Here is a 19,144-nt window from a genome sequence, read left to right on the forward strand (position 1 = left end):
AGGTAGCCCTCCTTATTTGGCCGGAAGCTCAATTTGGCCGTACCCAACCGTGGTGAACCAATCCTTGACCGTATCGAAGTCATTGGAGAAGGACAAGCACAAGAGCAGGAGAATTCGGGCATGAGCCGCATTCAGGTTGTCGCCGGCGATAATACCTTCACCGCTGGAATAGTTGCTGCCCGAGCCGGTCCGGGTCGTCGTAACGAACACGACGCCTTTCTCGATGGCGGCTTTACGCTCCTCGGTCATGGCCTTCGAGATGCCGCCTGCCCCGGTGCCAGCCGTAACGATGCCTTTGGCTCCATTGGCGACAAATCCGCTGATCGCACCTGCACCTGCATCTTGATAGGAGTAGGCGATTTCGACCTTCGCCAAGTCCTTTTTGCTGATTTTGCTCAGATCAAACGGAGTTGCCCAATCTGCAGCGGATTTCAGAGCGCGGAATGGTGCGCGGTAAACGCGGATTGTTTTTTCGTCGATATATCCAAGAGCCCCAATTTCCGGAGTCACGAACGTATCGGTACGGTAGGAGTTCGTTTTCGTAACTTCGCGGGCGGCATGGAATTCGTCGTTCAGCATGACGACGGTGCCGAAATATTTCGTCTTGCCGCTCGCCGCCAACTTAATCGCATTATAGAGGTTGGCTGGAGCATCCGTCCCGATCACTGTCCAAGGCCGCATAGAACCTGTGACAACGACCGGTTTTGGACTGCGTACGGTCAGATCTAGGAAGTAGGCGATTTCTTCCATCGTATCCGTACCGGTTGTAACCACTACCCCATCTTGCGTTTTGAGTGCTTCATCTACTTTCAAAGAAAGATCATATAATTGCTCGATCGTATAGGCGCTGGAACCAGAGTTACCGAATTGATAAGTAGAAACTTCAGCGATTTGATCTTTATTTGGGAGGGAGGCTACCAGATCGGCAATCGGCAGCGAGCCGGCTCGATAGGTTTGGAAGCTCGTTTCATCCGTGGATTGCCCGGCAAGCGTGCCGCCGGTGGCGATGACCTGTACTTTCGGCAGCTTCTTTACAACTTCGGTCGCGGTAACGGTACCTGTCACCGTTTCGGCTGCAGAAGCTGGAGAGAGATATAAATTGGGGAGCAGTGCGGTCACGGCGAGGCCGGTGACTAATAAGGTCTTCAAACTTCGAGATGTCCACTTCTTCATTCCATCAACCTCCAAGATGTTTTTTTAGTTAACGATATGTAATTAAACCTGACGCAAAATTCGTTAACTTGAGAGAAATTATAGTTTGATGTCATGTATATTGACAAACGAGTTTAAAGGCGAATAAAACGCTTAAACCTATGAATATCAAGCATTTACACTTTCTATGTTGATCACGACAGTTGTTTTAAAATATTTAAAATATCCAAATTCAATGTAATATTTTATGACATTTATTTCATTTTCGGTAGTTTGTAGCACTTTTGCGGGTTCAAACGTTTTTTCAAATAGTGTGCAGGGGCAGGGCGGACAACCGTCGTCAATATGTTGGGAGGAGGGGAGAGTTATTGATGAAAGATCGTTTGTTCTAAGATTTCAGCAGGGAGATCGCAGCGTCTTTCCGTGGCTGGTCCAGGAATATGGGACCTATGTGTACCGGGTAGCCTATTCGGTGCTACATGATGCGAAGGAAGCGGAGGATGCTGCGCAGGAAACCTTCCTGCAAATCTATAAATCTCTCCCGGAGTATCGCTCTCAAGGTCTCAAGACCTGGATGACCCGGATCGCCGTCAACAAGTCGATCGACATCAAGCGGAAGAGGGACCGGCGCAAGGAAGAGCATTGGGACCCGGCGGATCTGGACCTGCACGCAACGGATTCGGATGAAGGCAACTTGTTTGGGTTAATCGATGCCGAGCGGACGGTGGAGGTCCGTCAAAGAATTGCTGCGCTTCCGGCGGGGCATCGCCAGATCGTCACGAAATTTTACCTGGAAGGCAAAAGTCATGAGCAAATCGCCGCAGAGTTAGGAGTGGCGGTGAAAACGGTGGAATCGAAGCTGTACCGGGCAAGGGCCTATATTCGCGAGCACTGGTCAAGGGAGGATTGGGGATGAGCCAACAAAACCCAGAGAATTTGGCGTTATGGCGCAGTTATATATGCGGCGAACTGGATGCGAACACGGAGTCGCGCTTGGAAGCCTTGCTGCAAGGGGATGAGGCGGCCTTTACCGCTTATGCTGCTGCACTATCCTCCTTGGAAAGCGAGCTTCCGGGACCAAAGGATGAAGAAGCCTATCGGCAATCGATCATAGAGCAGCTTCCGCATGCAAGGGAGAGTAAGGCGCGAACCAGCAGCCGCAGAACCTGGAGTCGCCATCCGCTGCTGCACTATGTGATTGCGGCGACCTTGACAGCGTTGCTGCTTGGCAGCGGTGTTTTCGATCATATCGCGGTAACGAGCAATCAACTGATGAATCGTCCGAATTCATCCTCCCTGAGCGAACGGATGATGAAGGCGACAACCGGCTGGCTTGACGGCTGGCAACGATAACAAATCAATATTTCATAGGAATGATAGAGGAAAGGAAGAGAACATATGCCGTATGAGCGAAATCGACTGCTAGCTTTACTGTTAAACTTCATCCCCGGTGTGGGGCATCTCTACTGGGGCAAAAAAGGAAGGGGAATCACGTACCCGATCCTGTTCTTCGGCGGGATATTTTTTGGATTCGCCGTTTCAATCGCCGCGCATAGCGATGACCTCGCCATACTCACGCTGATCGCCGCCGCCATCTTATGGCTGTTCTCGATGTTTGATCTACTGATCATCATGCTTCGAGAAACGCCGGAGGAACGGGCTTACCGGGAGCATGTTCGGCAGATGACCGGCGAAGGAAGAGAGTCGGAGAAATTCTTTACCATTCTGCTGTCGTTTGTGCCAGGCTTGGGCCATTTTCAGCTGGGACTCATGCAGCGGGGGCTTTCATTTTTGATCGCCTTTTTCGGCTTGATCACGATGATGTTCTTTGTGACTGGAATTACGCATGAATCGGTATTTTTACTGTTCCTTGGTTTGTTGCCGATCATTTGGCTGTACAGCATGTTCGACGCAGTGCAGCTGGTGCACCGAAAATTGGCGGGGGAGCCGCTTGTTGACCGAACCCCCTTTGACGATTGGGAGGCCGGCCGAATTGAGGGGCGGCGCAGCAAGGTGCTGGCGACGATGCTGTCTGCATTTCCTGGGGCAGGTCAAATGTACCTCGGGCTGCAGAAACGCGGACTGCAGATGATGGCTCTGTTTCTGGGCAGCTTTTACGTCATTGACGTGCTGCGGTTATCGGTGTTTTTATTCATCATCCCGATCATCTGGTTCTATTGCTTCTTTGACGGCCTGCAGCAGACGAGCCGGTACGGTATCTTGCCGATGGAGGATCGGCCGCTCATGGAAACCCGCGGCGAATACCAGCATTGGCTTGGCATTGCGCTTATTCTGCTAGGAATCTATTTCGTTGGGATGGAACTGATCGTTCCGATACTGGATACCCATTTCCCTGAGCTTCACATCTATTCTCGAATTGAAAAATACCTCCGGCCCACGATCGTCGCCGTCCTGCTGATCGGCGGGGGAATCAAACTGCTCGCCCGGCCGAAACGGCGGAATATGCTTTGGAGCGACGAGGAAATCTAACACTTAGATGACGATATGAGAGGTGACAGCTTCACGGCTAAGCCTCTCTATTTTATTTCTGGGGGCGATATTTGCTACAATGCTGGGAGTGGGATTGCTAGAATAAGGAGAAACGTTATGTTCAAAATCTATATTGCGGAAGACGACAAGCCGCTAGTAGAGCTGCTGGATGTCAACCTGCCGAAATACGACGGCTACTATTGGTGTCGCCAGATCCGCAACTTATCGACCTGTCCAATCGTGTTCTTGTCGGCACGTGAAGGGAAGATGGACCAGGTGATGGCAGCTGAAGGTCCGCGAGATCGGCGTTACACAGCATGTCGCCATCCCCGAGAATCTAACGATCACCGCCGGCGATCGGGAGGGTTCGTTCTCCGGGCTGGTGGTCAGTGATGCCTTGTTGGAACGGCGCATGGCGGCTTCGGCGGAGGAGGGCGGAGGGGTGCGTATGGACCGGTTCACCGGGTTTTACGTGGATGCTCCGGAGATCACCCGCGGTCTGGCGAACTTGCGCGGATCATTTCCCGCCAGGCGGGACTGTTGTTCTTCGTGCCGATGGCGCTGGCCATTATTCATAGCCTGTTTGCGTTTAAGGCCATGCAAAACTTGTTTAACTTCTCTGTCGCTTGGCAGACGGTGTTGATCTTGGCTAGCTTTTTGCTGGTGCAAGTGGTCTACTTCTTCTTTATTCGGTCCCGATACTTACGCAACGTCAAAAAAGCGATTCGCTAAAATACTGGAGGTACAACGTGGAGAACTGGATTACAGACTTTATGGAGAGGTTTGGCTATTTTGGCGTCTTCCTGCTGATTGCCCTGGAAAACGTATTTCCCCCGATTCCGTCAGAGGTGATCTTAACATTTGGCGGATTTATGACCACCTATACGAGCTTAACGCCGGCAGGGGTTGTCGTCTTCTCGACGCTGGGTTCGGTGTTTGGCGCTGTGATCCTGTACGGGATCGGATATCTGGTGAACGTTGACCGATTGGAAGGGTGGATCGATCGTTACGGCAGGTTCTTGCGCCTGAAAAAAGAAGACGTCCGCCGCGCGGATGCCTGGTTTGATCGGTATGGCTATCGGACGGTGCTGTTCTGCCGGATGGTCCCGCTGATTCGCAGCTTGATCTCCATCCCTGCCGGCATGTCGAAAATGAAATTTGGCCTGTTCTTGCTGTTCACCACGATCGGGACGCTCATTTGGAACGTGGCGCTTGTCTTGCTTGGTGCAGCGGTAGGGGGTTCCTGGTCAGAAATCGTCGCCTTTATGGACGTGTATTCCCACATCGCCTATGCGGTTATTGCTTTAGGTGTGCTGTTGGTGGGCTTTCTCTGGCTGCGCCGGAGAAAAAAGGAGCAAAGCGGCAACATCAAAATAGAGAGATAAGGAGAAACCTAGGAAATGAACTTGTTGGAACTCATAAAAGCGATTATTCTTGGCCTGGTGGAGGGACTCACGGAGTTTGCGCCGGTGTCCTCCACAGGGCATATGATCATTGTGGATGATATGTGGCTGAAAACCGGGGAGTTGCTCGGTTCAAAGTATGTGGCGAACACGTTTAAAGTCGTGATTCAACTCGGCTCGATTTTAGCCGTCCTGGTCGTGTTCCGCAACCGATTTATCGATTTGCTGGGGCTGTCGCGCTGGATGCCGGGGAGGGCCAAAGGGGCAGCAACAGCCGGACAGGGCGGACCACGGTTGAAGCTGATGCAGGTGATTGTTGGGTTGATTCCTGCCGGAATTCTTGGCGTGTTGTTTGAGGATTTTATCGATGAGCACCTGTTTTCCACCGCAACGGTGTTGATTGGACTGGTGATTGGGGCGCTGCTGATGATCGCCGCCGACCGGTTCGCGCCAAAGCGCGCAAGCGTGGAGACCGTCGACCAAATTACGTACAGGCAGGCGCTGGGGATCGGGTTGTTCCAATGTCTGTCGATCTGGCCGGGCTTCTCCCGTTCGGGTTCGACGATTTCCGGCGGGGTGCTGCTTGGTTTGAGTCACCGGGCGGCGGCCGATTTCACCTTTATCATGGCTGTTCCCATCATGGCCGGGGCCAGCTTGATTTCACTGGTGAAGAACCTGGAATACTTTACGATCGATGCGCTGCCGTTCTTTGTAGTCGGTTTTATCAGCGCCTTCGTGTTTGCGTTGTTGGCGATCCGGTTTTTCCTGAAGCTGATCGACCGCATCAAGCTGGTGCCGTTTGCGGTGTACCGCATTTTGCTGGCGCTTGTGATCTGGGTTGTTTATTTCTAAGTTGTATGCAAAAAACAAGAGATGCTGCCATCTAGCAGCATCTCTTTTATGTTTGTTTGGGCTTAGCCGCAAGCACAGTTCAGCACCGGCTTCCGGGCGGCGCCGGTTTCGTCCAGGCGCATCACCGGGGTGGTGTGCGGGGCGCTCCGCAGCATTTCCGGATTCGTTTCGGCTTCCTTCGCGATGGCGATCATGACGTCGATAAAGCCGTCCAGCGTTTCCTTGCTTTCGGTTTCCGTCGGCTCAATCATAATGCATTCCTCTACGTTCAGCGGGAAGTAGATGGTTGGCGGATGATAGCCGAAATCCAGCAGCCGCTTGGCGACGTCCAGCGTGCGGATGCCGTATTTCGCCAGCCCGCTGCCGGACATCACGAATTCGTGCTTGCACAGTTGATCCGGGTACGGCAGCTCGTAATAAGGCGCTAAACGCTTCATCATATAGTTGGCGTTTAACACGGCATTTTCCGAGACTTGGCGGAGTCCATCGGGACCTAAGCTGCGGATGTACGCATACGCGCGGACGAGGATACCAAAGTTGCCGTAAAAAGCTTTCACCCGGCCAATCGAGCTGGCCGATCCGCTCGTGGCGCCACCTGCTGCCTCTTCGGAACGTGCGCCGCGGATGGTATACCGTCCGGATTCGTCTTTGACGATCCTCGGTTCAGGCAGAAACGGAATCAGCCGCTCCTTGACGCCAACTGGACCGGCGCCCGGACCACCGCCGCCATGCGGGGTGCTCATCGTTTTGTGCAGGTTGAGGTGCACCACGTCAAAGCCCATGTCGCCGGGGCGGGCGATCCCCATGATGGCGTTGGAGTTCGCGCCGTCATAATACAGCAATCCGCCGGCTTCGTGCACGATGTCGGCGATCTCCAGGATCTGTTCCTCGAACAAGCCCAGCGTGTTCGGGTTGGTGAGCATCAGCGCAGCCGTGTCCTCGCCAACGGCAGCGCGCAGCGCGTCCAGGTCCACCATGCCGCGCTTGGTGGAAGGGATGGTCACCGTCTCGAAGCCGGCGACCGAGGCGCTGGCCGGGTTCGTGCCGTGCGAAGAGTCCGGCACGATCACCTTGGTGCGTTTCTCGCCGCGGCTTTCGTGGTAGGCGCGGATCATCATCAAGCCGGTCCATTCACCATGGGCTCCAGCCGCCGGCTGCAGCGTCACCGCGTCCATGCCGGTGAGTCCGGCCAAATCCTGCTGCAGGCGGTACATCAGCTCGAGTGCCCCTTGTACGCTTTCCTCCGGCTGGTAAGGATGGATTTTCGCCAAACCGGGGTAACGCGCGACGTCCTCATTGACCTTCGGATTGTACTTCATCGTACAGGAGCCCAGCGGATAAAAGCCGTTGTCCACCCCGAAATTCCGGCGGGACAACGCGGTATAATGCCGAATCACGTCCACCTCGTAAACTTCGGGAAAAGCGAGGCCTTCGCTCCGCAGCATGCCCTGCGGCACGAGATCTTCCTTCGGGACGGTCGGAACGTCGCATTCCGGCAGAGAATAGCCGATCCGCCCAGGGCGGCTGCGCTCAAAAATCAACAGTTCATCGGATTTCGTCGTCTCTTTTATTTCGAGCATATTGATTCCTCCAGTACGCGGGCGAATTGGTCAATTTCTGCTTTGCTGCGCTTCTCCGTCACGGCGATCAGCAGATGGCCGGCGAGTTCGGGATAGCTGCGTCCCAGATCGTACCCGCCGATAAACCCGGCGGCAAGCAGATCCCGCTGCAACTGAGCCGGGTCGGTGCCCTCCGGCAGCCGAAGCACAAACTCGTTGAAGAACGGCGACTCAAAAGCGGCGCTTACGCCAGGAATGGCGGTGAACACCTGTTTGGCATAATGGCTTTTCTGCAAATTCAGCTCCGCAACTTCGGCCATTCCTTGCTTGCCCATCATGGATAAGTAGACAGAGGCAGCCAAGGCAAGCAGGGCCTGGTTGGAGCAGATGTTGGAGGTTGCTTTCTCGCGGCGGATATGCTGCTCACGGGCTTGCAGTGTCAAGACGAACCCGCGCTTGCCGTTGCGATCGGTGGTCTGCCCGACGATCCGGCCGGGGATCCGGCGCATATGCGCTTCCGATACGGCGAAGAAACCGCAGGTTGGTCCGCCGAAGGAAGGAGCCAGCCCCAGCGGCTGGGCGTCGCCAACGACGATGTCGGCTCCAAGCTTGCCCGGCGCTTCCAGCAAGCCAAGTGCGAGCGGATTACTGCTGACGATCAGCAAGCTCCCTTGGGCATGGGCCAGTTCGCCGATGGCACGAAGATCCTCCAGGGAGCCAAAGAAGTTCGGGTTCTGGATCAAGACGGCAGCGGTGTCCTTGGTGACGGCCGCAGCAAGCGCCTCACGATCAATTACGCCTTGCTCCCAGCCGACCTCAACGATCTCCAGATTCAGACCGTGAGCGTAGGTGGCGAGCACCTCGCGTGCTTCCGGATGGACGGTGCGGGAGACGATAAGCTGTTTGCGTCTGGTGGCAGCCGCGGCCAGGTTGCCGGCTTCGGCTAAAGCGGTAGCTCCGTCGTACATGCTGGCATTGGCGACCTTCAGTCCGGTCAGCTCGCAGATGTACGACTGGAATTCGAAAATCGCCTGCAGCTCGCCTTGGCTAATTTCCGGCTGATACGGCGTGTACGCGGTATAAAATTCCGAACGGGACACGACGTGCTGAATGACGGAAGGAATGTGATGGTCATAAATCCCGGCACCAAGAAAGCTGGTGAATCGGTCGGTGTCGGCATTACGACCGGCAAGTTCTGCTAAGTGGCGGGTCAGCGCGTATTCGTCTAAACGAGGGGATACCGGGAGTTCACCTTGAATGCGAATGCTCTCCGGAATGTCCTTGAACAGCTCTTGGACGGAGCTTGCGCCGATCGTTTGCAGCATTTCCGCTTGGTCTTGTTCGGTTAACGGCAAATAACGATGTTTTAGCATCTGATTTCGTGTTCTCCTTTCACCGCTTGGCGGCAGGGTTTCGGCGATAGAACGGCAGCGGGACGACCTTGGCCTTCAGCCGCTTGCCGCGGATGTCGACCTCCACAATCGTGCCGGGTTTGGTATAGCGGTTGGTGAGGATCGCCATCCCGAGGTTTTTTTTCAGGGTAGGCGATTGCGTGCCTGTCGTGACTTCTCCGATCGGTTCCTCAGAGCCTTCGGCAAACACCGGGTAATGCGTACGCGGAATCCCGCGATCGATCATCTCCAGGCCGACGAGGCGGCGAGGGATGCCTTCATCCCGTTGTTTGATCAATGCATCGCGGCCGATGAAGTCGCCTTGCTCCAGCTTCACGAATCGGTTTAAGCCCACTTCGAGCGGGGTGATCTCAGGTCCCAATTCCTGGCCGTACAGAGGCAGGCAAGCTTCGAAGCGCAGCGTATCTCTAGCGCCCAGCCCGGCCGGGAGAAGGCCATGGCTCTCCCCGGCCTCCATCAGTATGTCCCAAAGCGCTTGCGCTTGCTCGGCTGCTACATACAACTCAAATCCGTCCTCGCCGGTATACCCGGTTCTGGACAGCAAGGCAGGTATGCCGGCAATCCGCGCTTCCCGGATAAATGTGAACGGACGCAAGGCCACTGGATCCTCCCCTTCGCTAAGAGGGGAGAGGAGGGAGGCGGCCAGCGGCCCTTGAACGGCAAGCAACGCCGTCTCGTCGGAGGCGTTCCGCATGGTTACACCTTCAGCAGGAAGGTGCTGCTGCAGCCAGTCCCAGTCTTTTTCAATATTCGAGGCGTTGACCACCAGCATGTACTTGCCTTCATCCAGTTGATAGATCAACAGATCGTCCACCACGCCGCCATCGGGATAGCAGAGCAAGGTGTATTGGGCTTTCCCCGGCTGAAGCAGAGTCACGTCGTTGGTTGTCATGTGTTGCAAAAAGCGTTCCGACTCAGGGCCCTCCACGAAAAATTCGCCCATATGCGATACGTCAAACAGACCGGCGCGCTCGCGCACGGCTTCGTGCTCTTTCTGGATGCCGCTGAACTGCACCGGCAGCTCCCAACCGCCGAAATCGATACAGCGGACTCCTTCATAACGCGCATATCCGGGATAGAGCGGCGTACGCCGCAATGCGGATTCGGACATTGCCATCACCTCGTAAGGGCCGGATCGGCCAATTTTTGAGAACAGCAAAAAGGACAGGCCAAAGAAAACCCGCTAGCCTACCTAACGGTTCTTCCCGGCTCTGTCCCTTGTACCTGAGAGTTACCCTGTGCTAAGGCTCGAAGCTCGCGCAGGTTTCCCCTTGGGTGATTCACGTAGAGGATACCTCTACGTGAATGCTCTCCAGAGTTGCGTCCGGCAGAGGTCCTTTTGCCTGAGAGATTCACCGCTTCGCGGCTTGCTCCTTCGGCGTTACAATACGGTAATTGTAATCTCTCCCCCTGCCATCAACCGCAGCTTACACATCTCATTAATACTCAAAAACCGCCTAGATGTCAATAAAGTTATCATAATAATTTTAATTAAATTCGTTTACTGGAAAAGGCTACGCTTACATTTTGTTAGACTCTATCAAATGTGTTAATAATATTGACATGAGAGCTAGGTTTGGAATAATCTGAACGAGGGAAATACGAAGATAGATAATCCACAATGTGTAAGGTATGCTAGATCATCCGAAAGAGGAGGAGCAAGCTTTGGCTAGTGAGATCAGGGAAAACGTGTTGTACAGCGATGAGCATGAATGGGTGCTTGATTTGGGGGATGGGACGGTGAAGATCGGCATCTCCGACGTAGCCCAACATCGGCTGGGCGACATCGTGTTCGTGGAGCTGCCCGAACCGGGGCAGGAATTCGAAGCGCAGGAAGGCATCGGAACGATCGAATCCGTTAAGACGGTCGCCGATTTGTTTACGCCGGTCAGCGGGACTGTGCTGGCGGTGAACCGGGAGCTGGATACCGCGCCGGAGCTCGTGAATGAAGAGCCGTACGACGGGGGCTGGATGGTTCACATTCGTTTGAAGGAAGACGCAAACGTCGCGCTGGCGAATTTGATGGACGCGAAGGCGTATGCGGAATTTATCGAGAGATAAAGCAAGATTTCGGGCAAAGTAAGAAACTCGCGGTCAGCGTAATCGCGGAAGCCGCTGATGTTCGGTCAGCATAACTCCGCTATCGCTTGTCGCGAGTTGTTTTTTTAGGCATGATGCCCTTTGGGGGGCAACAGCAGGGAACGGTACAGCGCTTCAAACATAAACTCCAGCGCTTCCAGATGGCGCTTGGCCTTGGTGATGTTAGCCCCCCAGGCATAGATCCCGTGATTTTGCAGCAACAACGCGGGCACACTTGTATCCAGACTGCCCGGGATTTGCTTGAGGATGGCAGGGAGCTCGGCGGCGTTTGGCAGAATCGGCACTCGGATCTCCGCTTGCATCTCCCATATCTCTAGGCTTTTGAGCAGTTCGTTTCCCTTGAGTGGGACGCCGCCATCCGCTGCGAAATAGTCGCTGAGCACATTATTGAACGTCGTATGTACGTGCGCGATCGCGCCGCAGCCGGTCATCCGGTAGATTCTCGCGTGTATCGGTGCGTCGGCGCAAGGCTTGAGCCGCGTTGGCTCACAGGGCGCGCCGGCGGAATCGACGAACAGCACGCCTGCCGGAGGGGAGGGTGCCGCTGACAGCTCCGACTTATACGTCTCGTCGGCTGTTACGGCAAACACGAACCGGTCCGGCGTATACCGGCCGACCCTCATCGACAAGCTGCCGCTGGAAGCGGGGAACCAACCGCGGGCGGCGAACTCCTCCCACAGGCGTTGGATGGCGTCCAGCGCCGCTTGTTTTTCTTCCCATGGGATATCGACGTAGTTCATGCTGCCGTCCCCCTTTCATACTGGCCTTAAGTGCATTGCCGGCCATCGCTGCACCACACAGCTTCGCTGCTACAACAGCGCTTGTCTCACGGCTTCGCCCATTTCTTTCGAGCGTTCGGCAGCCCGGTGGACCGCAGCCTTTACGTTCGGCTGAAAGCTGCCGGCTTCCAGCACGCCGATCGCCGCTTGCGTCGAACCGTTTGGCGAGGTGATGTCCGCACGCAGCTTGGTAGGCGCTTCGCCGGTTTCCGACATCATGAGGGCAGCGCCCAGCACCGTTTGCACGGTAAGCTCGCGGGATTGCTCTGGTGTTAGCCCGCCTTCGATGCCCGCTTCAATCATCGCTTCCATCAGATAATAAACATATGCAGGTCCGCTCCCGGATACGCCCGTCAAAATTTCCATTTGTTCTTCCGGGATAACGCTAACCATTCCAACGGCTTCAAACATCGACAAGACTTGGGCGCGCTGCGCCTCGGTGGTCTCCGGAGAGAAGGAGATCCCGGTAGCTCCATGTCCGATGGAGCAGGAGGTGTTTGGCATCGTGCGAGCCACTGCGACCGGACTGCCAAGCAGGACTTGAATCGTCGCGATAGATAAGCCGGCGATCAGGGAGACGATCAACTGACCCTCGCGCAGAAGCGGTCCAAGTTCAGCCAAAGCTTCGCCGACGTCCTTCGGCTTCATCGCCAGGACGATAATCGATGCATCCCGCAAGTAGACCCGTTTCGCGTCCTCTTCAGCCGCTGTTTGTACCTGGTAGGTTTGCGCTAAATAATCGAGCCGTTCCCGGTTCGAGCGATTCAGCATCACAATTTGATCCGCGCCAGCAACTTGCTTATGGAGCAAGCCGCGTACGATCGCTTCAGCCATCGAACCCGCTCCATAGAAACAGATGGTGGAGGCGGACAAAGTGGGTATGGTATTCATAGCATATGACCTCCGGTTTTAATGGTGGAAAAAAAGGGGGACACCCCGTTACTGCCGGATTTGTCCGTTCCCCTGGATGATATATTTACTTGAGGTGAGCGCAGTTAGGCCCATCGGTCCGCGGGCATGCAGCTTTTGGGTACTGATGCCGATCTCTGCGCCGAACCCGAACTCGAAGCCGTCGGTGAAGCGGGTAGAGGCGTTGTGGTAAACCGCCGCAGCGTCCACTTCTTGCTGGAACCGTTCGGCATTCGCGCTGTCCTGGGTAACGATGCACTCGGAGTGCTTCGTGCCAAAGCGGGCGATATGCGCCATCGCTTCGTCCAGGTTGCGAACGATTTTAACGTTGAGAATATAGTCGTTGTACTCCGTGGCATAATCTTCATCCGTCGCTGGCGCAGCCCAAGAGATTAGCTGTCTTGCAGCCTCATCTCCCCGCAGCTCGACCCCGGCTTCCTTGAAACGGTTCGCCAGCTCGAGCAAATGTTGTTCAGCGAATGCCTCATGCACCAGCAGCGTTTCCATCGAGTTGCAGACCGACGGGCGCTGAACTTTGGCATTCATAGCGATCTCCGTCGCCATCACGGGATCGGCCGAGGCATCCAAGTACGTATGGCAGATGCCGGCGCCCGTCTCAATGACCGGGACCGTGGCGTTTTGCACGACCGTTTGAATCAGAGAGCTGCCGCCGCGCGGAATCACGACGTCCAGCAATCCGTTTAGCTTTAGCATTTCGTCAACGGAGGAGCGGTTCGGATCCTCGATCAGCTGGACGGCATCGACCGGAACTTGAGTTCCCGCAAGTGCGCTATGGATGATCTCCACGATTTTTCGGTTGGAGGACAGCGCGGAGGAGCCGCCGCGCAGCACAACGGCGTTGCCTGTCTTCAGGCATAAGCCCATCGCATCCACTGTCACGTTTGGCCGCGCTTCATAGACGATCCCGATGACGCCAAGCGGGACGCGGCGTTTGATGATATGCAGCCCGTTCGGACGGTCGATCGTCTCCAGCACGTCGCCAACCGGGTCGGGCAACTCGGCGATTTGCCGCAGTCCTTCAGCGATCCCTTCAATGCGCTCATGGGTTAATGCCAGGCGATCCAGCATGGAGGAAGACGTCCCGTTGTCGCGTCCCCGCTGCAGATCCTCTTCATTCGCCGCGAGTATCGCGTCGCTATTGCGTACCAGCGCATCGGCGACTGCCAGCAGAGCTTCGTTTTTTTGCGCCGTTGTCAAACGATTTAGGACGGACACGGCCGTTCCGGCCAGCTTCGCTTTTTCTCTCACTTCACTCATTTAGGTATACCTCCTTAAAATCCAGTGAAAAAGGATGGGGTGATTATGCTTTTAGCGAAATCCATTCGTCCCGGTGGATGACCTCCAGACGATGGACGCTGTCCAACTTCTTGAAGACCTCGGTGCTGGGGAGCCCGAGGATGTGATGGAGCTGTTCTGCATCATAATTGACGATGCCCCGTCCCAGTACCTCGCCACCTGAGCTGACGACTTCTACGACGTCGCCGGTATGGAACTGTCCGCTGGCCTCTTTGACGCCGACCGGAAGCAGGCTTCGTCCACCGCGGATCAAAGCCTCCTCGGCACCGGCATCCACCGTCAGCGTCCCGATCGGGGTGGAGAAGAAGCCCAGCCATTGCTTCTTCCGCGGCAGCGAGGCACCATGAGCTTCGAAATAGGTGCCGTGCCCGTCGCCGCGCAAAGCGGCCAGCAGATCGCCAGGAGAGGCGACCTTTCCGACGAAGACCGGAACGCCTCCGAGCGAAGCGATTTTCGCGGCGTCGATTTTCGACCGCATGCCGCCCGTGCCGACGGATGAGCCGGCGCCGCCGGCGATGGCATAGATCTGGCCGGTGATTTCCGTGACCCGGCTGATGCGCTGGGCCTGCGGTTCCAGGCGCGGATCCTTGGTGTACAGTCCGTCCATATCGGTCAAGATCAGCAGGTGATCGGCGTGAATCAGGTTGGCGACGAGGGCGGACAACGTATCGTTGTCGCCGAATTTCAACTCATCGAGCGAGACGGTGTCGTTCTCGTTAATAATCGGCAACACGTTTCGCTTCAGCAGCTCTTCGATCGCCATGCTGGCGTTACCCGTTCGCTTGCGGTTCTGAAAATCGGACCGGGTCAGCAGCACCTGGGCCGCGGTTACTCCGTGACGGGCCAGTTCTTCGCGATAAGCTTGCATCAGCAGCGCTTGACCAACGGCAGCCGAAGCCTGCTTCTCATACAGCAGCTTGGGCCGTTCGGGGTAGCCGATTTCGCGGAACCCGGCGGCCACCGCGCCGGAGGTCACAAGCAATGGCTGGTAACCGGCCTGAATCAGCCCGGCCAATTCGGATGCGTAATACGCAACCGCCTCCCGGTTTAATCCTCCTTCCGACGATGTCAGCGAACTGCTGCCAATTTTGACGACGATGCGTCGCAGCATGGGGATCACTCCTCAAACGATGAATAAAATAAAAAAAACTTTCGCCTTTGCATGCAAAGGACGAAAGTTTTGACTTCCGCGGTACCACCTTTATTGATGAGACGAGCTCATCCAACTTCAATGCCCGGTAACAGGGGCGCTGTCCGGCTTGTTCGGCCGGCCGCTCAGGGATAGGATTCGGAAAGGGCTAGCATGTAAATTCTTTCAGCCGGTGGAATTTACTCTCTGTCTCGCCGCGTGCTTTCGTACTGGTCCCGTCAATGCGTTTTCTCAAAAAAGTCCGTTTATGTTTCTCATTTAATGTAAGCATACCACGCGTCCCCTAGCATTGCAAAGGGAAAAGCGCCGAAATGGCGTAACCATCGCTTCCTCCACTCCCATTCGCGTCCGTCTTGCGAATCCGCAGGGTCGCCATTATGATGAGACTTAGTAAATCGAAGCGTACGAAAGGCGGCGTGGGATGCCGGTGAATTTGGAGTCAAACCATGTGCAAAACCAAGCCCAAAACCAAGATCCTTCTCGTTCTAACCGATGGCGGATCGCCCTGATTCAATGCGATATCGTCTTAGGGCAACCCGAAGTGAACCGGGCCAAGCTCGAGGCGGCGATGGATCGGGCAGCTCGCGCTGCGGAGAAGCCGGACGTCATCCTGCTGCCGGAGCTGTGGAATACGGGATACGCCTTGACGGAAATTGGCCGGTTGGCCGATCCAGAGGGCCAAAACAGCCGGGCATGGCTGGCTGCCTTCGCCCGGCGTCATGGGATCCATGTCATAGGCGGCTCGATTGCCGAAAATCGCAGCGGTCAGGTCTACAATACCATGCTGGTATTTAACCGCAGCGGTGAAGAGGTGGCTGCTTACTCTAAAATTCATCTGTTTCGACTGATGGAAGAGGAGAAGTATTTGCAACCGGGGGAACGGAGCGTAACGTTTGAATTGGATGGCTTGCCGGCTGGGGCAGAGATCTGTTACGACATCCGCTTCCCGGAGCTGACCCGCAGCTTGGCGTTACGCGGAGCGAAGCTGCTGTTCGTGGCGGCGGAATGGCCGCTCCCGCGGCTCAACCACTGGCGCACGCTGCTCATCGCGCGGGCGATCGAAAACCAAATGTATGTCATCGCCTGCAACCGGACAGGGAAGGGCGGCGGCGATGAATTTTTCGGCCACTCGATGATCATCGACCCCTGGGGCGAGATTGTGGCCGAGGGCGGTGAAGCGGAGGAAATTGTCACCGGCAGCATTGACTTGACGTTGGTTGATCAAGTCCGCCGCCGTATTCCCGTCTTCGATGACCGCCGTCCGCTGGCTTACGATTGATGAAGCGTTTGGCGTTCCTCCATCGTCTTTTTAAACGTCTCAATAAAAGCCTCCGCTGCCTTGGACAGATAACGTCCTTTGCGGTAGGCGATGACCAGCGTCCGGCTTGGGGCCGGAGCGGCGAGAGGCAAATACGCCGGGATCAACTCGCTGCGTTTCGCCCGGGCGATAAACCGCGGCACCAGCGTAATGCCCATCCCGGCGGCAACCAGCGACTGCACCGTTTCGATATTGTTGCTTTCAAAGACGACGTTGGGCTCGAACCCGGCCTCCCGGCATAAGTCGGCGGTCATTTTGCGGAATCCCTGGCCTTTTTTGAGCACGATAAACGGTTCATTTTCCAGTTGCTTCATCTCAACGCCCTGCTCCAACACCCCGGGCGTTTTCGTCAGCGGATGGTCCGGGGGAACCGCCAGATCGATGATCTCTTCGCCAATCGGTTCGTAGGAGAGCGTTGGCTCCAGCAACGGCAGCGACAGGAGGCTGAGATCCGTGCCGCCTTCGGCCGTCAGTTTCTCCAGGTTCAAGGATGTATCTTCCAACAGAGTCACTTGAATGTTCGGGTAGCTCGCTTTAAACGCCGGGAGCACGTAAGGGAGCAGGTGAGAGCCGGTAATCGGCATGCTGCCGACCACAACGCGGCCTGCTCTGAGCTGAGAGATGTCGTCCATTTCCTGACGGAGCTGGGCAACGGCGTCCATGATTTTTTGCGCGTGCGCGATAAAGCTGGCGCCGGCGTAGGTTAGCTCAACAGTACTCGTATTGCGTTGGAACAGCTTCACCCCGAGCTCCTGTTCCAGCTTGGACAGCTGCTGGCTTAGTGACGGCTGGGCGATATGAAGCTTGTCGGCGGCCCGGGAGAAGTTTTTTTCCTCGGCGATTTTTAACGTGTATAGAAGTTGACGAAGTTCCATAGAAATAACCCCTTTGGTTCTTTAAGAAATAACCCTTCTTTATCTTATAAGTATAACCTATAAGTCCACTATATCATATAGATGTTTGTATTGGTATGTGACTTGCCTTTATAATAAGAGACAAACATCAAGAGTGTGGAGGTTTTTCGCTTGAAACGGAAAACATGGTGGAAAGAACTCGGCGGATGGGGCTTCTCCATCGTCCTAGGCTTTGTACTTAGCATGATTATCGGCATTTTTATCATTCAACCTTATAAAGTTGACGGTCATTCGATGGAACCAACCTTAACGGACAATCAACGCATTTACGCTTGGAAATTTACGCATGTGCTGGAGAAACTGCCGGCTTATGGCGACATCGTCATTATCGACAGCCGGGTAGACCGGAACCGTACGTTCTGGGACGACGTGAAGGAGCATCCGATCATTACCTGGCTTTCCGGCAGGGAAGAGGACGATGTTTTTTACGTCAAACGCGTGATCGGCTTGCCCGGTGACACGATTGAAGTGAAGGACGGACACGTGTTCCGCAATGGACAACAACTGGAGGAACCCTACATCAAGGAGCAGATGGATCCAAGCGCGGCGCAGGTATGGCATGTGCCGGAGAACCACGTATTTGTGATGGGGGATAACCGGAACAACAGCAACGACAGCCGCAGCATCGGGCCGGTGCCGCTTGATCATGTGATGGGGAGCGATTCGTTTTAGAAGCAGAGGTAATGGAGCAATCCGAAGCCGGGAAGTTTCTCGGACGGGTTGCTCTTTTTTTATTGGGGATGAGGTATAGGTTTTGTCTATCAACTATATTGTTTTCTAGTCTTGGACGATGGCTTTATCCGGCCGTTAAAATAGGAGGCAATTCAAAGAAGGGGGTGCTGTTATGCTCCAATCGGTTGGATCGACGCTGCTAGGCGTCCTGGTGCCGCTTGCAGTTCCGGTTGCCGCCGGGGCATTGCTGGCCCGGTTTCGCGCCTGGGACACGAAGCCGCTGCTCACGTTGTATTTGTACGTGCTAAGCCCGGCTATCATCTTCGACACGTTGCGAAATGCTCATATTTCCTCGGATGAGCTGTACAGCACGATCGGCTTCGCGCTCGTTAACCTGCTGCTCATGTGGGGCATTGCCCAAGCGATCGGGAAGATCGCCCGGCTGGATCCGGCGGAGCAAGCCGGCCTGACGCTGATCTCCACCTTAACGAATAGCGCCAATTACGGACTGCCGCTCGTGCTGCTGGCCTTTGGCCAACTGGGTTTGGATAAAGCTTCCGTATACGTCATCACACAAATGATCATTGTAAATACGGCAGGAGTTTATTTCGCGGCACGTTCCCAGTTTTCTGTCCAAAACGCAGTAAAATCGGTGTTTACCCTGCCGGCGGTGTATGCGGCGGCGCTGGCCGTGTTTCTAAAATGCTTTGGGCTTCACCTGACCGCCGGGCTGGAGCAAGGTATTGCCATGGTCGCGGACGCTTATTCACCGGTGGTGCTGACGATCTTAGGCGCACAAATGATGAAGGTTGGGCGGCCGGAGGCGAAGCAGGTAAGGCCAGCCGCATTTTGGACGGGCACGGCGATCCGTTTGTTATTGGCACCGTTTGTGGCTCTTGCGGCATTAAAGCTGCTGGGCATTTCGGGCCTGCTGTTTTCCGTCCTGTTCATTCAAGCCTGTATGCCGGTTGCGGTTAATGCCGTTGTGCTGGCCGAGCGGTTTGATGCCGCTCCTGGTCTAGTGTCCAAATGTATCGTATGGACGACCCTCGCTTCCTTTTTGACGCTGCCGGCGTTGATCGTGCTCGTCCAGTAATGACCGGATCGGGCGGCATTG

Annotated in this window: 19 protein-coding genes, 1 pseudogene and 2 riboswitches; of the genes and pseudogenes, 11 read left to right on the top strand and 9 right to left on the bottom strand. The window is 55.4% G+C overall.

Annotation, left to right across the window (positions count from 1 at the left end; translation table 11 throughout):
* Positions 1 to 12: 12 nt before the first annotated feature.
* Complete coding sequence (locus POTG_RS16080) at positions 13 to 1,173, bottom strand: asparaginase (protein ID WP_009225898.1); 1,161 nt, start codon at positions 1,171 to 1,173, stop codon at positions 13 to 15.
* 430 nt (positions 1,174 to 1,603) lie between these two features.
* Here POTG_RS16080 and POTG_RS16085 point away from each other — a divergent pair, with 430 nt between their 5' ends.
* The 7 genes and pseudogenes from POTG_RS16085 to POTG_RS16115 all read left to right on the top strand — a co-directional run bounded on the left by POTG_RS16085 (position 1,604) and on the right by POTG_RS16115 (position 5,897).
* Complete coding sequence (locus tag POTG_RS16085) at positions 1,604 to 2,068, top strand: RNA polymerase sigma factor (RefSeq protein ID WP_036645861.1); 465 nt, start codon at positions 1,604 to 1,606, stop codon at positions 2,066 to 2,068.
* Positions 2,065 to 2,505 (top strand): hypothetical protein, encoded by a 441-nt coding sequence (locus tag POTG_RS16090; protein ID WP_009225900.1) that lies wholly within the window; start codon positions 2,065 to 2,067, stop codon positions 2,503 to 2,505. The genes POTG_RS16085 and POTG_RS16090 overlap by 4 nt, the downstream gene beginning before the upstream one ends.
* A 45-nt stretch (positions 2,506 to 2,550) precedes the next feature.
* The gene (locus POTG_RS16095; protein WP_009225901.1) at positions 2,551 to 3,642 is read left to right on the top strand and encodes a membrane protein; all 1,092 of its coding nucleotides are present in this window, start codon (positions 2,551 to 2,553) and stop codon (positions 3,640 to 3,642) included.
* A gap of 117 nt (positions 3,643 to 3,759) precedes the next feature.
* A pseudogene (locus POTG_RS23290) lies at positions 3,760 to 3,945 on the top strand (response regulator transcription factor); the annotation flags it as partial.
* A gap of 246 nt (positions 3,946 to 4,191) precedes the next feature.
* Positions 4,192 to 4,374 carry an ABC transporter permease gene (locus tag POTG_RS16105; protein ID WP_397376608.1) on the top strand — a complete coding sequence of 61 codons (183 nt, stop codon included), beginning with the start codon at positions 4,192 to 4,194 and terminating at the stop codon, positions 4,372 to 4,374.
* A gap of 17 nt (positions 4,375 to 4,391) precedes the next feature.
* Positions 4,392 to 5,027, top strand: a complete 636-nt coding sequence (locus POTG_RS16110) for a DedA family protein (RefSeq protein WP_009225904.1) — start codon at positions 4,392 to 4,394, stop codon at positions 5,025 to 5,027.
* A 15-nt stretch (positions 5,028 to 5,042) separates the two neighbouring features.
* On the top strand, positions 5,043 to 5,897 hold the full coding sequence (locus tag POTG_RS16115; RefSeq protein WP_009225905.1) for an undecaprenyl-diphosphate phosphatase: 855 nt from the start codon (positions 5,043 to 5,045) through the stop codon (positions 5,895 to 5,897).
* 62 nt (positions 5,898 to 5,959) lie between these two features.
* On the opposite strand, the gene gcvPB is transcribed toward POTG_RS16115, so the two are convergent.
* From gcvPB to gcvT, 3 genes are read right to left on the bottom strand one after another with little or no spacing between them, the layout of a single operon-like run.
* Positions 5,960 to 7,477: an aminomethyl-transferring glycine dehydrogenase subunit GcvPB gene (gcvPB, locus tag POTG_RS16120; RefSeq protein WP_009225906.1), complete on the bottom strand. Its 1,518-nt coding sequence runs from the start codon at positions 7,475 to 7,477 to the stop codon at positions 5,960 to 5,962.
* Positions 7,465 to 8,829: an aminomethyl-transferring glycine dehydrogenase subunit GcvPA gene (gene gcvPA, locus POTG_RS16125; RefSeq protein WP_036645866.1), complete on the bottom strand. Its 1,365-nt coding sequence runs from the start codon at positions 8,827 to 8,829 to the stop codon at positions 7,465 to 7,467. Before gcvPA ends, gcvPB begins: the two co-directional genes overlap by 13 nt.
* A gap of 19 nt (positions 8,830 to 8,848) precedes the next feature.
* Positions 8,849 to 9,979: a glycine cleavage system aminomethyltransferase GcvT gene (gene gcvT, locus POTG_RS16130; protein WP_009225908.1), complete on the bottom strand. Its 1,131-nt coding sequence runs from the start codon at positions 9,977 to 9,979 to the stop codon at positions 8,849 to 8,851.
* 90 nt (positions 9,980 to 10,069) lie between these two features.
* A riboswitch (glycine riboswitch) is annotated at positions 10,070 to 10,189 on the bottom strand.
* Positions 10,190 to 10,288, bottom strand: a riboswitch (glycine riboswitch).
* Between the two features lie 212 nt (positions 10,289 to 10,500).
* Here gcvT and gcvH point away from each other — a divergent pair.
* Positions 10,501 to 10,929, top strand: a complete 429-nt coding sequence (gene gcvH, locus POTG_RS16135; RefSeq protein WP_050769789.1) for a glycine cleavage system protein GcvH — start codon at positions 10,501 to 10,503, stop codon at positions 10,927 to 10,929.
* 104 nt (positions 10,930 to 11,033) lie between these two features.
* On the opposite strand, the gene mtnB is transcribed toward gcvH, so the two are convergent.
* The 4 genes from mtnB to proB form a co-directional block, all read right to left on the bottom strand.
* Positions 11,034 to 11,708: a methylthioribulose 1-phosphate dehydratase gene (gene mtnB / locus POTG_RS16140; RefSeq protein ID WP_009225910.1), complete on the bottom strand. Its 675-nt coding sequence runs from the start codon at positions 11,706 to 11,708 to the stop codon at positions 11,034 to 11,036.
* A 69-nt stretch (positions 11,709 to 11,777) separates the two neighbouring features.
* The gene (proC, locus tag POTG_RS16145; protein WP_009225911.1) at positions 11,778 to 12,638 is read right to left on the bottom strand and encodes a pyrroline-5-carboxylate reductase; all 861 of its coding nucleotides are present in this window, start codon (positions 12,636 to 12,638) and stop codon (positions 11,778 to 11,780) included.
* A gap of 48 nt (positions 12,639 to 12,686) precedes the next feature.
* A complete protein-coding gene (locus POTG_RS16150; RefSeq protein WP_009225912.1) occupies positions 12,687 to 13,934 on the bottom strand; it encodes a glutamate-5-semialdehyde dehydrogenase in 1,248 nt (415 codons plus the stop codon).
* Positions 13,935 to 13,977: 43 nt separating this feature from the next.
* Positions 13,978 to 15,084 (bottom strand): glutamate 5-kinase, encoded by a 1,107-nt coding sequence (proB, locus tag POTG_RS16155; RefSeq protein WP_036645869.1) that lies wholly within the window; start codon positions 15,082 to 15,084, stop codon positions 13,978 to 13,980.
* A gap of 460 nt (positions 15,085 to 15,544) precedes the next feature.
* Between proB and POTG_RS16160 the strand changes: the two genes are divergently transcribed.
* Complete coding sequence (locus POTG_RS16160; RefSeq protein WP_009225914.1) at positions 15,545 to 16,402, top strand: carbon-nitrogen family hydrolase; 858 nt, start codon at positions 15,545 to 15,547, stop codon at positions 16,400 to 16,402.
* Here POTG_RS16160 and POTG_RS16165 read toward each other — a convergent pair.
* Complete coding sequence (locus POTG_RS16165; RefSeq protein ID WP_009225915.1) at positions 16,393 to 17,316, bottom strand: LysR family transcriptional regulator; 924 nt, start codon at positions 17,314 to 17,316, stop codon at positions 16,393 to 16,395. The genes POTG_RS16160 and POTG_RS16165 overlap by 10 nt on opposite strands.
* Before the next feature lie 150 nt (positions 17,317 to 17,466).
* Here POTG_RS16165 and lepB point away from each other — a divergent pair, with 150 nt between their 5' ends.
* Positions 17,467 to 18,027, top strand: a complete 561-nt coding sequence (lepB, locus tag POTG_RS16170) for a signal peptidase I (RefSeq protein ID WP_009225916.1) — start codon at positions 17,467 to 17,469, stop codon at positions 18,025 to 18,027.
* Positions 18,028 to 18,199: 172 nt separating this feature from the next.
* Positions 18,200 to 19,123 (top strand): AEC family transporter, encoded by a 924-nt coding sequence (locus POTG_RS16175; RefSeq protein ID WP_009225917.1) that lies wholly within the window; start codon positions 18,200 to 18,202, stop codon positions 19,121 to 19,123.
* Positions 19,124 to 19,144: the final 21 nt, after the last annotated feature.

The sequence above is a fragment of the Paenibacillus sp. oral taxon 786 str. D14 genome (assembly GCF_000159955.1).
Lineage (GTDB): Bacteria > Bacillota > Bacilli > Paenibacillales > Paenibacillaceae > Fontibacillus > Fontibacillus phoenicis.

Excerpts from the sequence above, each read along its gene's own strand:
- POTG_RS16165 (WP_009225915.1), bottom strand. The coding sequence starts at position 17,316 with ATGGAACTTCGTCAACTTCTATACACGTTAAAAATCGCCGAGGAAAAA.
- gcvT (WP_009225908.1), bottom strand. The coding sequence starts at position 9,979 with ATGTCCGAATCCGCATTGCGGCGTACGCCGCTCTATCCCGGATATGCG.
- POTG_RS16095 (WP_009225901.1), top strand. The coding sequence starts at position 2,551 with ATGCCGTATGAGCGAAATCGACTGCTAGCTTTACTGTTAAACTTCATC.
- proC (WP_009225911.1), bottom strand. The coding sequence starts at position 12,638 with ATGAATACCATACCCACTTTGTCCGCCTCCACCATCTGTTTCTATGGA.
- POTG_RS16080 (WP_009225898.1), bottom strand. The coding sequence starts at position 1,173 with ATGAAGAAGTGGACATCTCGAAGTTTGAAGACCTTATTAGTCACCGGC.
- gcvPA (WP_036645866.1), bottom strand. The coding sequence starts at position 8,829 with ATGCTAAAACATCGTTATTTGCCGTTAACCGAACAAGACCAAGCGGAA.
- POTG_RS16150 (WP_009225912.1), bottom strand. The coding sequence starts at position 13,934 with ATGAGTGAAGTGAGAGAAAAAGCGAAGCTGGCCGGAACGGCCGTGTCC.
- POTG_RS16160 (WP_009225914.1), top strand. The coding sequence starts at position 15,545 with ATGCCGGTGAATTTGGAGTCAAACCATGTGCAAAACCAAGCCCAAAAC.
- POTG_RS16175 (WP_009225917.1), top strand. The coding sequence starts at position 18,200 with ATGCTCCAATCGGTTGGATCGACGCTGCTAGGCGTCCTGGTGCCGCTT.
- proB (WP_036645869.1), bottom strand. The coding sequence starts at position 15,084 with ATGCTGCGACGCATCGTCGTCAAAATTGGCAGCAGTTCGCTGACATCG.
- gcvH (WP_050769789.1), top strand. The coding sequence starts at position 10,501 with ATGCTAGATCATCCGAAAGAGGAGGAGCAAGCTTTGGCTAGTGAGATC.
- POTG_RS16115 (WP_009225905.1), top strand. The coding sequence starts at position 5,043 with ATGAACTTGTTGGAACTCATAAAAGCGATTATTCTTGGCCTGGTGGAG.
- POTG_RS16090 (WP_009225900.1), top strand. The coding sequence starts at position 2,065 with ATGAGCCAACAAAACCCAGAGAATTTGGCGTTATGGCGCAGTTATATA.
- gcvPB (WP_009225906.1), bottom strand. The coding sequence starts at position 7,477 with ATGCTCGAAATAAAAGAGACGACGAAATCCGATGAACTGTTGATTTTT.
- mtnB (WP_009225910.1), bottom strand. The coding sequence starts at position 11,708 with ATGAACTACGTCGATATCCCATGGGAAGAAAAACAAGCGGCGCTGGAC.